At 75.8% G+C, this 13423-nt stretch carries 13 protein-coding genes; 2 read left to right on the top strand and 11 right to left on the bottom strand.

The features are described from left to right. Nucleotides 1-100 precede the first annotated feature (100 nt). Nucleotides 101-1294 carry a YncE family protein gene (locus ACA514_RS14760; protein WP_375041668.1) on the top strand — a complete coding sequence of 398 codons (1194 nt, stop codon included), beginning with the start codon at nt 101-103 and terminating at the stop codon, nt 1292-1294. A 25-nt stretch (nt 1295-1319) separates the two neighbouring features. Here ACA514_RS14760 and ACA514_RS14765 read toward each other — a convergent pair whose 3' ends face one another. The 11 genes from ACA514_RS14765 to ACA514_RS14815 all read right to left on the bottom strand — a co-directional run bounded on the left by ACA514_RS14765 (nt 1320) and on the right by ACA514_RS14815 (nt 12278). Continuing rightward, nucleotides 1320-4442, bottom strand: a complete 3123-nt coding sequence (locus ACA514_RS14765) for a BTAD domain-containing putative transcriptional regulator (RefSeq protein ID WP_375041669.1) — start codon at nt 4440-4442, stop codon at nt 1320-1322. A 64-nt stretch (nt 4443-4506) separates the two neighbouring features. Next, entirely contained in the window at nt 4507-4962 is a 456-nt protein-coding gene (locus ACA514_RS14770) for a TadE/TadG family type IV pilus assembly protein (RefSeq protein ID WP_375041670.1), read from the bottom strand. Then, nucleotides 4959-5417, bottom strand: a complete 459-nt coding sequence (locus ACA514_RS14775; protein ID WP_375041671.1) for a TadE family protein — start codon at nt 5415-5417, stop codon at nt 4959-4961. Before ACA514_RS14775 ends, ACA514_RS14770 begins: the two co-directional genes overlap by 4 nt. Further along, nucleotides 5414-5890, bottom strand: a complete 477-nt coding sequence (locus ACA514_RS14780; protein WP_375041672.1) for a TadE/TadG family type IV pilus assembly protein — start codon at nt 5888-5890, stop codon at nt 5414-5416. Before ACA514_RS14780 ends, ACA514_RS14775 begins: the two co-directional genes overlap by 4 nt. Before the next feature lie 23 nt (nt 5891-5913). Then, complete coding sequence (locus ACA514_RS14785) at nt 5914-6126, bottom strand: Flp family type IVb pilin (protein WP_375041673.1); 213 nt, start codon at nt 6124-6126, stop codon at nt 5914-5916. A gap of 49 nt (nt 6127-6175) precedes the next feature. Next, nucleotides 6176-7090: a type II secretion system F family protein gene (locus ACA514_RS14790; protein WP_375041674.1), complete on the bottom strand. Its 915-nt coding sequence runs from the start codon at nt 7088-7090 to the stop codon at nt 6176-6178. 13 nt (nt 7091-7103) lie between these two features. Then, a complete protein-coding gene (locus tag ACA514_RS14795; RefSeq protein ID WP_375041675.1) occupies nt 7104-8105 on the bottom strand; it encodes a type II secretion system F family protein in 1002 nt (333 codons plus the stop codon). Nucleotides 8106-8142: 37 nt separating this feature from the next. After that, nucleotides 8143-9444: a CpaF family protein gene (locus ACA514_RS14800; RefSeq protein ID WP_375041676.1), complete on the bottom strand. Its 1302-nt coding sequence runs from the start codon at nt 9442-9444 to the stop codon at nt 8143-8145. Next, a complete protein-coding gene (locus ACA514_RS14805; protein WP_375041677.1) occupies nt 9445-10449 on the bottom strand; it encodes a hypothetical protein in 1005 nt (334 codons plus the stop codon). 2 nt (nt 10450-10451) lie between these two features. After that, nucleotides 10452-11357 carry a hypothetical protein gene (locus ACA514_RS14810; protein ID WP_375041678.1) on the bottom strand — a complete coding sequence of 302 codons (906 nt, stop codon included), beginning with the start codon at nt 11355-11357 and terminating at the stop codon, nt 10452-10454. A 210-nt stretch (nt 11358-11567) separates the two neighbouring features. Then, nucleotides 11568-12278: a TetR/AcrR family transcriptional regulator gene (locus ACA514_RS14815; protein ID WP_375041679.1), complete on the bottom strand. Its 711-nt coding sequence runs from the start codon at nt 12276-12278 to the stop codon at nt 11568-11570. A gap of 130 nt (nt 12279-12408) precedes the next feature. Here ACA514_RS14815 and ACA514_RS14820 point away from each other — a divergent pair, with 130 nt between their 5' ends. Beyond that, a complete protein-coding gene (locus ACA514_RS14820) occupies nt 12409-13350 on the top strand; it encodes an NAD-dependent epimerase/dehydratase family protein (protein ID WP_375041680.1) in 942 nt (313 codons plus the stop codon). The last annotated feature ends 73 nt before the right edge of the window (nt 13351-13423 follow it).

Genomic DNA, 13423 nt, shown 5'->3' on the forward strand with positions numbered 1-13423 from the left:
CCCCGTCGCGTTCGGGACATGGACACGTTTGGTAATTATTCGGGCGCACAGTGTTGCGGGCGGGGTACAGTCGGCCGCCGTGATGGGAGGAGGCCGTGCCATGGGACGTCGCCGGGCGGTGTGCGGCGCGCTCGCTTCGCTCATCGCGGCCGCGACGGTCTCGGGGTGCGGGTCGCCCGTGGCGTTCTACCGGCCCGGTGAGGGCGGGGCGGGCGAGCCGGTGGTGGGGCTCGGCGGGGCCTCGCCCTACCTGCGGCCCGCGCCCGCGCGGCCCAAGGCGGAGGATCCGCCGGGGGCGGTGCCGGTCGCGCCCGCGGGCGGACGGGTGTACGCGGCGACCGGGCCCGGCATGATCGCGCCGGCGGCGCGGGACATGCCGGCGCGGCTGTACGTCGCGAGCGGGCACGGCATCGAGGTGATCGATCCGCTGACGATGCGGCCGGCCGGCCGGTTCGGCGCCGGGGCGGTGGCGTCGCGGGTCGTCCCGTCGTGGGACATGCGGAAGCTGTGGGTCGCCGACACCGTGCACGACGTGCTGGTCCCCGTGGGCGCGCGGTCGGGCGGACGGGGACGCCCGGTGCGGGTCGCCGACCCCTCCGGTCTGTACTTCACGCCGGACGGGCGGACGGCGCTGGTCGCGGCGGGGCGGCCGCGGCGGATCGAGATCCGCGACCCGCTGACCATGCGGCCGAGGGCGGCGGTGCCGCTGCCGTGCGCCGCGGCGGACGGCGACTTCACGCTCGGCGGTGGATACCTGGTGATGAGCTGCACGTCGGCGGGGGCGCTGGTGCGGCTGGACGTCGGGGGCCGGCGGGTCGCGGGCACGGTCCGGCTGCCGGCCGGGGCGCGGCCCGGCGACCTGCGGCTGTCCCCGGACGGCGGCACGTTCTTCGTCGCGGACGCGGCGCGCGGCGGGGTCTGGGCCGTGGACGCGCGGACGTTCGCGCCGCGGGGGTTCGTCCGGACGGCGCCGGGCGCGCGGGGCCTGGCGATCAGCCGGGACGCGCGGCGGCTGTTCGTGTCGGGCGGTGGGACCCTGGCCGCCGTGGACTTCCGGGCCCGCCGCGTCACCGCGCGGTGGCCGCTGCCCGGCGGCGGGAACGCGGTCCCGGGCGGCGTGTCGTCGGACGGCCGGGCGCTGTGGCTGGCCGACGCGGACGGGCTCGTCTACGCGGTGTCGACCAGGACGGGCCGGGTGCTGCGGCACGCGCGGGTCGAGGGGCGCCCGGCGGGGCTGTGCGTCCACCCGCAGCCGGGCCGGTTCGCGCTGGGCGGCACCGGCCTGTACCGGTGACCGTCAGGCCCTGCACCGGTGACCGCTAGGCGGAGCCCACCCGGTGCCATTCGGGGAGCAGCTCCTCCACCAGCGCCTCCGTCTCGGGCTGGAGCTGGTCGATCATCGGGTCGTGGCCGATGCGGCCGCGCAGCTCGTCCACCGCGACCTTGACCTGCGCCTGGTCGCCGGTCGCGTGGGTCGCGCGGAGCAGGTCGCGCCACAGGCCCTCGTCCTCGGGCGCGAGCCGCAGCCCGGCGCGGGCGGCGGCGACCGCGCCGCGCGCGTCGCCCTCGTCCAGCCGCAGCACGGCGAGCCGGTGCGCGACGTCGACGACCCGCGCGGTGGCCTCGTACTCCAGGTCGTGCGCGGCGAGCCAGGCGTACCGGCCGCGCGGGCGCCCGGCGAGCAGCGGGCCCCGCACGAGGTCGAGCGCGTACGCCATGTAGGCCATCTCCGACGCGGGTTCGGCGGCCGACCGCCACACCAGCCACCGGAACACCGCGAGGTCGACGCGGACCTCCGAACCGAGCCTGATCCGGCCGCGCTCGTCGTAGTACAGGTTCGGGCGGCCCCGGGCGTCGCGGCCCAGCCAGTCCGACACGCGGGCCACGCACGCGTCGCGGACCCCGGCGGTGACGCCGCGCGGCCAGATCGCGCCGGACAGCACCGTCGGATGCACGCCGTTCGGGTGCGCCGCCAGGTAGACGAGCACCTCGGTGCACAGCTCGCGGCGGCTCTCGTCCATCGGGCCGGGCGCCTCGACCTCGATCGGGCCGAGCAGCCGGACGTCCACCGAGGACTGCTGCGCGGACGGCGGCTGCGGGCCGTCCGCCATGTCCGGCAGCGGCACCGACTCGGCCCGGCCGGCCATCCGGAACAGCTCGAACACGGCGCGGTACTGCTCGTCGCGGACGAGCTGGGCGTCCACCTCGAAGCCGAGGACGCCGGCGTGCAGCCGGCCCCGCTCGTCGACGTCCCAGGTCCAGGTGGCGCCCTGCACGTCGCCGGGGACGAGGTAGCCGGCGGCCATCCGGGTGCCGGTGCGGGCGAGCGCGACGAGCCGGTCGGCCTCCTGCTCGGTCGGCGGGTCCGCCATGACCAGGTAGTGCGGCATCCACGCCTCGCCGAACACGCCGCGGCACCGGCCGGTGAGCACCGAGTCGACGCCGGACGCGGCGAGCGCCTGCCGCACCTCCTCGCTGCGCCCCTCCAGCTCGGGCAGCGCGTCCGCGAGGTTCGGCACGGACCGGATCCGGTCCGGGGCGATCCGCCCGAGGCCCTCGCCGAACTCGCCGCCGAACCCGACGAGCGTGATCCGCATGTGGTCCGACCACCGGTTCGTCGCCAGCTCCATCGCGATCGCGGCGAGCGCGGCGCGCCGGTCGGCGTCCGGGCCGCGCAGCGCGACGAGCCCGTGCGCCGCCTCCAGGTCGACGAGGATCCGGCCGCTGTCGTTGGTGCCGATGGACACCAGGCCCGGGTAGGGGGCGAGGACGTCGGCGAGGTCGGACGCCTCCAGCCCGGCCGCCGCGTCGGCGCGCAGCCGCCACACCTGGCCGTCGTCGAACGCCTGCCAGGGCGCCGGCGGGTTGCGGTCGGCGGGCGCGATCCACAGGTCGATGCTGCCCTGCCCGCTCTCCGACCGCCCCAGGTGCACCCCGTAGACGGTCGGGAGCGCGCGGCCCCCGGCGGCCATCGACTTCGACAGGTGCCGCAGCCCGAGGTCCAGGAGGCGCGCGCCGTCGGCGTCGGCGCCGAACCGCAGCGCCCGCTCCGCCTCCGCCGCCGCGCCCTCCGGCCGGACGATCATGTGGCCGAACGCGCGGTTCCACATCTGCGTGCGGCGGCGCCGGCCGAGCACGCCGAGCAGCCCGGCGGCCAGCAGCGACGCCGCGGCGAGCCCCTGCGGCCACGTCAGCTCGAACTTCGGGCCGGGCTCTTCGTAGGCGGTCCTGGTGTGGCCGGGGAGGCTCGCCCCGCCGCTCCCGGCGCCGCCGCCCATCTCGCCGGACGGCCCGTCCGTGGCGCCGCCGCCGTGCGCGGGCGGGTGCGAGGGCGCCCCGGCCTGATGGGACGGCGCGGGCACGTGCGATGGCGCGGGCGCATGGGACGGCGCGGGCGCATGTGACGGCGCGGGTGTGTGCGCGGGGGCGGGTGCGTGCGACGGCGCGGGCGCCTGCGTGTGCGTCGGCTGCGGCGCCGGGGTGTGGGCCGGCGCCGGAGTCTGCGACGGCTGCGGCGCCGGAGTCGCCGGCGCGGACGGCTGCGGAGCCGGCTTCTGCGGCGCGGGCGTCGAGGGCGCGGGCTCCTGCGGGTGCTGCTCATGGTCGGGCACGGCGTGCCCGTACCGGTAGTAGTCGTGCAGGTCCTGGACGGGTACGGACTCCGCGTGCTTGGCGTCCGCCGGCATCTCCAGGATCCAGCCGGGGCGGATCAGGCTCGCGATGGTGAGGCGCGTCCCGTCCGGCTGCACGTGCCCCTTGTTGAGGTCGTAGACCTCCTTGTAGCGGCGCCCTTCGCCGAGGCACTTCTCGGCGATCTCCCAGAGGCTCTCGTGGTGGCGGCCCTCCGGCGGATGCACCCGGTAGATCTTGGTGGTGACCGGTGTCTCGGCGAGGGACTCGGTGCGGGTGTCGACGGGCGGGGACGCCGCCTCGGCGGGCCGCCGGTCCGGCGCGTCCGGGGCCCGGTGGTACTCCTGCGCCTGTGCGTGCGCGGGACGCTGCGCCAGCCCCCCGGAGAACGCCGGCGCGATCACCGACGCGGCGGTGAACAGCAGCAGCGCGGCGACCACCAGCCGGTGCACCAGCGACTGCGTGCCGCCGGCGAGCGGCACCCGCGCGGGCACGCCGACGCCGCGCACCCCCGCGTACACCTCGACGATCACGCACACGGCGAGCTGGATCCAGGCGAGCCAGACCAGCACGACGAGGATGCCGATGAGGGAGCCGGGCCCGACCTCGCGGGTGAGGTCGGACGCGGCGGGCAGGTGCGACGGGAGCGGCGATCCGAAGAACGTCAGCAGCGCGTACGGGACCCCGGCGAGCAGCGCCGCCAGCGCGGCGAGCGCGCCGATGCCGGCGAGGACGTCCCCGGCCCCCCGGCGCCTGCCGTGGAGCGGTCCGCGCGCCCGTGCCGAGGGCCGCTGCCCGTGCCGCGTCACCATCGCGCCCCCACCGTTCTCCGGTCCTCGGACGTCGCACCAATGGTAAAGCCGTTTTCGCTGGGCCTCACGGGCCGTTTCCTCCGGTGACGGGGTGGGCGGTCTCGGTGGAGGACAGGGTGAACGAGCCGAACCCGGGGACGATCCCGAGGATCTGCGGTTTCACCGTGATCTCGACGCTGACCGTCACCTGCTGCTGGTCGGCGTCGCAGCGCGACGCGGTGATCTGCGTGCCGAACGAGCCGAGCAGGTCGCACGCCGTGGCGCGGGCCCGGCCCGGGTCGAGGACGGGCTCGCCGGTGGCGCGGAGCGCGTCGGTGTCGATCTCGTCGGCGCCGGCGCGGGCGGCCTGCTCGGCCATGTCGGCGGCGCGCTGCCGGGCGTGGATCGCCAGGCCGCCGTCGACCAGCAGGCCCGCCAGCATCAGCACGACCGGCGTGAACAGGACGGTGTACATCGCGACCGTGCCGCGGTCGTCCCGCATCCGGACGCGCCGCGACAGGCGGCGCAGGAGCCGTCTCATCGGCCGTCCTCCGGTTCCGCCGGCGCGCCCTCGTCGCCCCGGAAGGTGAAGGTGTCGATCGGCGCCACCGACCGGCCCTGCAGCTGCTTGGTGCCGGGCAGGCCGATGAACGCCAGGTCGGACAGGTCCACGTCGCAGAGGATCGTCACCTCGACGCGCCCGCCGGGCTCGAAATGCGAGACGTTCGTCCGGACGGTCGGCCCGCCGGAGCACCACCGCGAGTCGCGCAGGCCGGCGGTGGCGGTCTCCTCCGCGAGCCGCTGCGCGGACCGGGAGTCGCGGGCGATGGACGCGGCGCGCACCGCGTCGCGGGCCGCGCCGTCCACCTGGCTCTGCGCGTCCACCATCCGCCCGGCCCCGGCGAGGAACAGCAGGAACGCCACGAACAGCGGCGTGACCAGCACCAGCTCCAGCGACATCGAGCCCCGGTCCGCGTCCCGGTGCCGCCACTTCACCGGCCCGCCCCCCGCTGGCAGGCGAGGCCCGCGCCGACGTCCGGGCGGAAGCACTCGATCGGGCCCTGCGACCGCTGCGACACGTGGAAGGTCAGGAACGGGATGACCTGCACGGCGTCGCCGCTGACCTCGACCCAGCGTTCGTCGTCGGCCTCGCCGGTGTCGACGCGCAGGCCGCTGATCAGGTGCGGCCCGATGTGGTCGATGTCGCCGGTGGCCTTGGCCGCGGCCGCGTCCTGCCAGCCGCCGCCGACGGGCTCGGTCCGGGCGACGCGGGCGCCGGCCTGCGCGGCGGCCAGCGCGACCTGCCGGGCGTGGAACACCATCGTGAACTGGACGACGGCGAGCAGCACGAGGATGAGCACCGGCGTGAGCAGCGCCCATTCCATCGACGACGCGCCCCGGTCGGACCGGAGCCGCCGCCCGGCCGCCGCGAGCACCGCGGCCGTCCGCCGCCGCCACGGCCTGGGCACGGGTGCACGGGACCGCATGCCGGTCAGCCCGTGTTGATGCTGTTGGCCTTGTCCTGGACCTTCTTCTGGATGATCGCGCCGATGGTGATCGCGATCAGCGCGAGGATCGCGGTGATGATCGCCCATTCGATCGCGGACGCGCCCTTGGTGCGCTCCTCCTCGTCGCGCAGCCGCGCCAGCCGGGTGGCGAGCAGCGCGCGCAGATAGACCAGGGCCGGATCGTTGAGCGGGTTCATCGTGCCACCTCCAGGGGGACTGCGGGAACGGGCCGGCCGCGGTGCGGCGTCATGAGACGAGCACCCGCATCAGGGCCGGATAGGCCAGGAAGACCAGGAAGCCGGCGCACAGGAACAGCTGCGCGACGAGCATGGACTGGGACCGCTCGCCCGCCCTGCCCTCCAGCTCCGACAGCTCGCGGCTGCGCATGGAGGCGGCGCGGGCGGACAGCGACTTGCGGATCTGCGCGCCGTCGTCGGACACCAGCGCCAGCGCGCCGGCGAGGTCGCGCAGCTCGGCGATGTCGAGGTCGTCGCCGAGCCGGCCGAGCGCCTGCCAGGGCGTCTGGCCGGTGAGGCGGGCGTTGCCGAGCGCGTCGCGGAGCCGCCGCATCGCCGGGCCCTCCCCGACGTTCGAGGCGCTCATCAGCGCCTCCGGGACGCCGCGCCCGCCGGCGAGGTTCATCGAGACCAGGTCCAGGAACGCGCCGACGACGTGCCGGAAGTCCTGCCGGCGGGCCTGCGCCTCCTGCCGCAGCTGCATGTCGGGGAAGAAGAAGAACAGCGCCGCGAACAGCACGCAGATCCACACCGGGACCTGCACGGACGAGCCGAACCCGAGCAGCGCGAAGTAGGCGACGATCAGCGGGATGAACAACAGCGCGGCGGCGGGCAGCAGGAACTTGGACGCCAGGAACGCCTCCAGCGACCGCTCGGTGATGGCGAGGTCGGCGCGGATCGAGCGCATCTTCCAGCCGCGCGACGCGCAGAACTCGGCCAGCTCCCGGCCGAGCCGCGCGCGCATCCCGCCGAACCGGCCGGCCGGCGGGGCCGTCCCGGCCTGCGCGTCCTCGAGGTCGCGGCGGCGGGCGGCGTCGAGCGCGGCCATCCGCGCGGCGAGGCCGGGCCGCGCCGGGAACAGCGCCCGGACGAGCGCGTAAAGGCCGAGGCCGACGGCGGCGCCCGCGAGGATCGCACCGGTCACGCGTCACCGCCCGTCATGCCGGACCACCGCCGCCGGCGTCCATGGTGTGGCGGCCGCGCAGCGGCACGTCCTGGGTCGTGCCCGTCCTGCCGGGCTGGGCGGCGCGCCGGGCCTGCCAGGCCGCGACGGTGCTCGGCACCTCGCCGGGCACGCCGGGGCGCTCCTGCCGCGGCTCGCTGAGAAACCGTCCGGGCAGGTCGTACTTGGCGAGGCGGCGCAGCCACAGGAACGCCGCGCCGTACAGGGCGACGACGACGCACAGCACCAGCTGGCCGAGGAAGTCGTCGTAGGGCTGCACGTAGGAGTGGTTGAACACGGCGAGGGCGAGGGCCGTGCCGACCGAGACCCCGACGACGATCCGGACGCTGCGGCGGGTGGAGCGGCGGTCGGCCTCGACACGGCGCCGCATGTCGAGCTCGGCGCGCGCGGACGTCGCGAGCGCGGTCAGCATGTCGCGCAGGCCGGGCCCGCGCAGCTTGGCGTTCAGGATCAGCGCGGCGACGACGAGGTCGGCGGACGGGTCGTCGATGTCGTCGGCGAACCGGCGCAGCGCCTCCGGCATCGGGACGCGGGTGTGCAGCCGGTCGACCAGGTCGCGCAGCGGCTGCCGCAGGGCGGGCGCGGCGGCGCGCTGCGAGGCGGGGATGGCCTGTTCGAGGCCGACCGCGCCGGCGATGGTGTCGCGCAGCGACTCCGTCCAGGCGGCGAGGCCCTCCAGCCGCGCCATGCCCTTGCGCTCCTCGGCGGCGCCGCCGGCCAGGCCGTCCCAGGCGAGCACGAGCGCGCCCGTCCCGGCGGCGGCGATCGGCCAGCGGGTCACCACCAGCACGAGCGCCCCGGTGATGATCGCGAGGGCGGTGCGGGTGGTGAGGGTGCGGACCAGGTCCTCGCGGCTGCGCCCGCGCGCCGGCCGGCCGCGGTCGGGCAGGCCGCGGATCGCGACGCCCAGCAGCAGCAGCCCGCCGCCGGCGACGGCGCCGGCGACGATGGCGAGCAGCACGTCCGGGGAGTACATCACCCGCCTCCCGCGCGGTTCGCCCTGCACCCGGGAATCACCAGGCACCGCCGTGGGACGGGTCGTAGCCGTGCTCGGCCAGCTCGTCGACGCAGGCGATCGGCGCGGCCGGCACCGCGAACCCGCCGGGCCCGAGCGCGAACACCTCCGACGACAGCACCCGCCCGTCCACGCCGGTCACCTCGCGGACGCTCGCGACGTAGCGGCGCAGCCGCCCGCCGGAGGCGTAGTCGTTGCGCTTCTCGATGAACACCACGAAGTCGATCGCGCCCGCGATCAGCATGTGCGTGGCCTCGACGGGCAGCCGCTCCTCCGCCTGGATCGCGTAGGTGGAGATGCGGTTGAACACCTCCGCCGAGGAGTTGGCGTGGATGGTCGACAGCGACCCGTCGTTGCCCTGCGTCATCGCGTTCAGCATCGTGACGATCTCGTCGCCGAGCACCTCGCCGACGATCACCCGGGACGGGTTCATCCGCAGCGACCGGCGGACCAGCTCCGCCATCGAGATCGCGCCCTGCCCCTCGGAGTTCGGGAGGCGCTGCTCGAACGCCACGCAGTTCGGGTGCAGCTCGGGGAAGGCGTCCAGGCCGAGCTCCAGGGCCCGCTCGACGGTGATGAGCCGCTCGTTCGCCGGGATCTCGTTGGCGACGGCGCGCAGCAGCGTCGTCTTCCCCGCATTGGTCGCGCCCGCGATCATGATGTTCTTGCGGGCGAGGACGGCGGCGCGGAAGAACACCCCGATCTCCTGGCTGAAGGTGCCGTTGCCGATCAGGTCGGCGAGGAAGACCTTGCCGAGCCGGGCGCGCCGGATCGACACCGCCGGGCGCAGCGTCACGTCCATCACCGCCGACAGCCGCGACCCGTCCGGCAGCCGCAGGTCGAGCTGCGGGTTCGCGGTGTCGAACGGCCGCGACGACAGCCCGCTGTAGGCGGCGAGGATCTGGATCAGCTCGACCAGCTCCTCGTCGGACTCGGCGACCGGCTCGCCCATCACCTCCCGGCCGTCGGCGTAGCCGATGAACACCCGGTCGCAGCCGTTGACGTCGATGTTCTCGATCTCGGGGTCCTCGAGCAGCGGCTGGAGCCGGCCGACGCCGAACAGCGCGGCGTGCACGCCGGCGGCGAGCGCCTCCTCCTCTTCGGCGTTCGGCGGGCGCCGCCCCGAGGTGATCTCGCCGCGCGCGAACTCCTCCAGCACCTGGCCGATCAGCGCGCGGGCGAACTGCCGCTCGTCCTCCCCGGACATCGGCGGCAGCCCGTGCGCGGCGTCCATCCGGCGCTGCTGGGCGAGCCGGTCGCCGACCTCCTGGCGGAGCCGTTTGACGAGGACGTGGTCCACCTAGCGCCCCCGCTCCTCGTGCCGGCCGCCCGCCGGGACGTGGTCGGCGCGCGCGTCCGGCGCGGCGGCGGGACGCCCGTTCGGGACGGCGTGCGGCCCGGTCTCCCGCGGCCCGGGCGCGTCACCGGCCGGCGGCGGGGGCGGGGGCGGCGGAGCGGAGTCGGGGTATCCGGGCGCGCCGGCGGCGGCGGCGTCGAGCCGCGCGGTCAGGTCGCCGGCGACCTCGCGGGCCGACCGGATCAGCAGCGACCGGTCCAGCCGGCCGCCCCAGCGGCCCGACAGCAGGTCGGCGCCCTTCGGGTCGAGGGCGAGCCCGCCGAGCACCCGCACGTCGGGCGGCGGCGGCCCGGCCGGCGCGGCCGGGTCCGGGACCTGCCGGCCGCGCGCGCCGAGGATGATCCGGTCGACCTCGGCGATGGAGCCGCGGAAGTCGCGCGGGTCGGCGAGCACCAGCACCCCGATCGGCGGGCCGCCGCGCAGCTCCGCGCTCAGCGCCGCGACGCGCTCGCGCAGGTGCGCGACCTGCTCGAGGGTCGCCCGGGTGAGCAGGACGACCAGGTCGGCCTCGCGCAGCAGGCCGAGCTGCGGCGTGCCGGCGCCGAGCCGCCCGCAGTCGGCGATCACGTCGACCGGGGCGAGGCCGGCGAACGCGCGGCCGAGCGGCCCCCACAGCCACGTCATGGCCTGCGCCTGCTCGGCGTTGGTGGTCCCGACGAGGACGTCGAGGCCGCCGACGAGGCGCTGGCAGTGCTCGGCGACCTGGTCGGGGCGCAGCCCGCGGCGGGCGGTCGCGGCGAGGCTGAGCAGCCCGCGCGCGGGGTTCAGCATGCCGCCGTCGCCCTCGCCGCCGCCGGGGGCCGCGGCGGGCAGCCGGTACACCAGGTCGCCGCCCGCCTGGTCGCACTCGGCGACCAGCACCGGGCGCGGCCACACCGCGCCGAGCGCCACGGCCGCCGTCGTGACGCCCGGCGCCCCCTTGTCGGCCGCGAGCGCGATCAGTGCCACGGTCAGTTCCCGCCCGTGCCGGGGGTGCCGTTGCCGGCACCCGGCGTGCCCGTGCCCGTGCCCGTTCCCGTTCCCGTTCCCGTGCCGGAGCCCGTGCCGTCGCCGCCCGTGCCGGCGGGCGGCTGCGCGCCGCCGGAGGGCGCGGCGGACGGCTGCTGCCCGGGCGCCTTCGTCCCGTCCGGGATCAGCGCGATCGCGACCGTCCCGGCGGACGCGGCCTCGGTCACCTGCGCGGCATCGCCGGGCGCGACGGCGACGTCGACGTTCGTCTGGTCGGAGCGCAGCCGGCCGCCGCCGTCGCCCCCGACGTTGACCACGATGGCGTCGGCGGCGAGCACCGTCCCGGCGCGCGGCCCGCCCCCGCTGCCGTTGCCGACCGCGTACAGCGTCACCTTCTTGCCGCTCTCGACGCCGCCGGACGGCAGCTGGCCCGGCTTGAGCGCGAGGCCGACGACGAGCCGGCCCTTCGCCGCGTCGTCGGTCCGGCCGATCATGCCGTTGGTCAGCAGCGCGCCCTTCACCAGCGGGACGGACGCGTAGTAGCGGGACACGTTCAGCCGCTCGGACCAGTTGACGAACTGGACGCCGGTGTCGCCGATCTGCACCTCTTCGAGGGCGCTCTGCGGGATCCGCTGCCCGGCCGCGACCGGCTGCGCGATCCGGATCGCCGACACCCGCTGCCCGCTCGCCATCACCAGGTAGGCGCTGGCGAGCGCGCCGCCGAGGATCAGCAGCACCGCGAGGGCGGCCAGGGCCGGCTTGCGCTCGCGCGGGGAGACGGGCAGCCGCTGCCCGCCGGACGTGCCGAGCCCGGAGCGTCCGAGGCCGCCGCCCGCGCCCGGGCCGGAGGAGCCGCCGGACGAGCCGCCGGCGAGGGTCTGCCGATCAGCCTTCATCGCGCTGCGCACGTGCCCCTTCCCGCCCTCCAGCGGACCTCGCCTCAGGAGGTCTCCGCATCACCGGGCGATCCATGCTTGCGGTGCGGGCAAGGCCGCGTCAATGGATTCGGTGAGGGTAAGCGGGCCGTTCTCCGTCACTACCGTGGTGACCTGCGAATTCACCGGCCACTTCGGTACTTACCACGAGTCACATCCGTCACTACCGCATCCGCGCCGCCGTTATGGCGCGTTCCGGAAGCCGACGAGGCGGCCGAGCAGCGCCATGCTGTGGTCGAAGTAGGCGGCCCGTTCCTCGATCACGTTGGTGAATTGCCCGAACAATTCGAAGCTGACCGTCCCGTACAAACCGGCCCACGCGGTGAAGGCGCGCGCGATCACGTCCTCCGGCGCCTCCATGGGGAGCACGGCCCGCGCCCGCGCCATGTCCCTGGCCAGGGTCGGCGGCGCGGGCGGGCACGGGCCGGCGGGGTCGAGCGCGTCGGCGGCGTGCGCCTCCTCGACGATGCGCACGAAGACGACCGTGTCGCGCAGGGCGGCGGGGACGGTGTCCTGCGGCGCCTCGTAGCCGGGCACCGGTGATCCGTACAGCAGCGCGTACTCGTGCGGGTGCGCGAGCGCCCATTCGCGGACGGCCCGGCACACCGCGAGCCACCTCGCGGCGAAGGACTCCCCCTCCTTGCGCGCGATCTCCTCGGCGCGCTCCACGGCCTCGCCCACCGCGTTGTAGCCGTCGATGATCAGCGCGGTCAGCAGGTCGTCCCGGCTGGGGAAGTAGCGGTAGATCGCCGAGGAGACCATGCCCATCTCGCGGGCGACCGCGCGCAGCGAGAGCCCCGCCGCGCCGGCGGTCGCCAGCTGCTCGCGCGCGATGCCGGTGATCTCGCGGATCAGCTCCGCGCGCACCCGTTCCCGTGCCGTCCGTCCGCTCATGCGACGAGGTTAGCAGAGCACCGGAACGAAATGAGAGCGCTGCTCTTGACGAACAGTGCTCCAAAGAGAGAGCATTGCTCTCATCGCGGAGCACCGAACCACGGTGCTCCCGGACACCAGGGAGACCGAGATGGGCAAGCACGTGATCGTCGGAGCCGGCCAGGTCGGCTCGCACCTCGCCGAGCACCTCGCCGGGTCGGGCCACGACGTCACCGTCGTGACGCGGTCCGGGTCCGGGCCGGAGGGCGTCGAGCGGATCGCCGCCGACGTCGCCGACCGGGCCCGGCTGACCGCCGCCGCCAAGGGCGCCGACACGATCTACAACTGCGTCAACCCGCGGTACCACCGCTGGGTGCAGGACTGGCCGCCGATGGCCGCGTCCTTCCTGGGCGCCGCCGAGGACACCGGCGCGGCCCTCGTCACCCTCGGCTGCCTCTACGGGTACGGCCCGGTCGACGGCCCGATGACCGAGGACACCCCGATGGCGGCGACCGGCGTCAAGGGCCGGGTCCGGGCGAAGATGTGGCGCGACATGCTCGCCGCGCACGAGGCCGGCCGCATCCGCGCCACCGAACTGCGCGGCTCCGACTACTACGGCCCGCGCAGCACCGACCAGGCGTACATCGGCGAGACGCGGTTCGTGAAGCCGCTGCTGGCGGGCAAGCGCGTCGCCTACTTCAGCGACCCGTCGGTCCCGCACGCCTGGACCTACCTGCCGGACGTCGCCCGGGCCCTCGCCATCGCCGGGACGGACGAGCGCGCCTACGGCCGGGCCTGGCACATCCCGACCGGCCCCGCCGTCTCGACGATCGAGGTCGGCGAGCGGCTCTGCCGGATCGCGGACGCCCCCGCACCGCGCATCTACGAGGTGCCCCGTCCGGTCTTCAACGCGCTCGGCCTCGCCAACGCGATGGTCCGTGAACTGCGGGAGACCAGGTACCAGTTCGACAAGCCGTACATCCTGGACTCCTCCGCCTTCGAGACCGCCTTCGGAATGGCGCCGACCCCCATGGACGACGCCCTGAAGACCATCGTCGCCGCGTCCCGCGAAACCCGGCCGGACGCGCGGTGAGGCCCCGGACCCGCTTCGCCGGAAAGTGACGGGCCCGGTAATTAAGCTGGCCCGGACTGGCAGCGCCGGCATT

Origin of the sequence: Actinomadura sp. NTSP31 (assembly GCF_041951385.1) — a bacterium.
Lineage (GTDB): Bacteria > Actinomycetota > Actinomycetes > Streptosporangiales > Streptosporangiaceae > Spirillospora > Spirillospora napierensis.

What these genes read in the sequence shown, in the direction of transcription:
- ACA514_RS14765 (WP_375041669.1), bottom strand. Translation starts at nt 4,442, where the DNA reads ATGGTGACGCGGCACGGGCAGCGGCCCTCGGCACGGGCGCGCGGACCG.
- ACA514_RS14815 (WP_375041679.1), bottom strand. Translation starts at nt 12,278, where the DNA reads ATGAGCGGACGGACGGCACGGGAACGGGTGCGCGCGGAGCTGATCCGC.
- ACA514_RS14785 (WP_375041673.1), bottom strand. Translation starts at nt 6,126, where the DNA reads ATGAACCCGCTCAACGATCCGGCCCTGGTCTATCTGCGCGCGCTGCTC.
- ACA514_RS14795 (WP_375041675.1), bottom strand. Translation starts at nt 8,105, where the DNA reads ATGTACTCCCCGGACGTGCTGCTCGCCATCGTCGCCGGCGCCGTCGCC.
- ACA514_RS14760 (WP_375041668.1), top strand. Translation starts at nt 101, where the DNA reads ATGGGACGTCGCCGGGCGGTGTGCGGCGCGCTCGCTTCGCTCATCGCG.
- ACA514_RS14820 (WP_375041680.1), top strand. Translation starts at nt 12,409, where the DNA reads ATGGGCAAGCACGTGATCGTCGGAGCCGGCCAGGTCGGCTCGCACCTC.
- ACA514_RS14770 (WP_375041670.1), bottom strand. Translation starts at nt 4,962, where the DNA reads ATGAGACGGCTCCTGCGCCGCCTGTCGCGGCGCGTCCGGATGCGGGAC.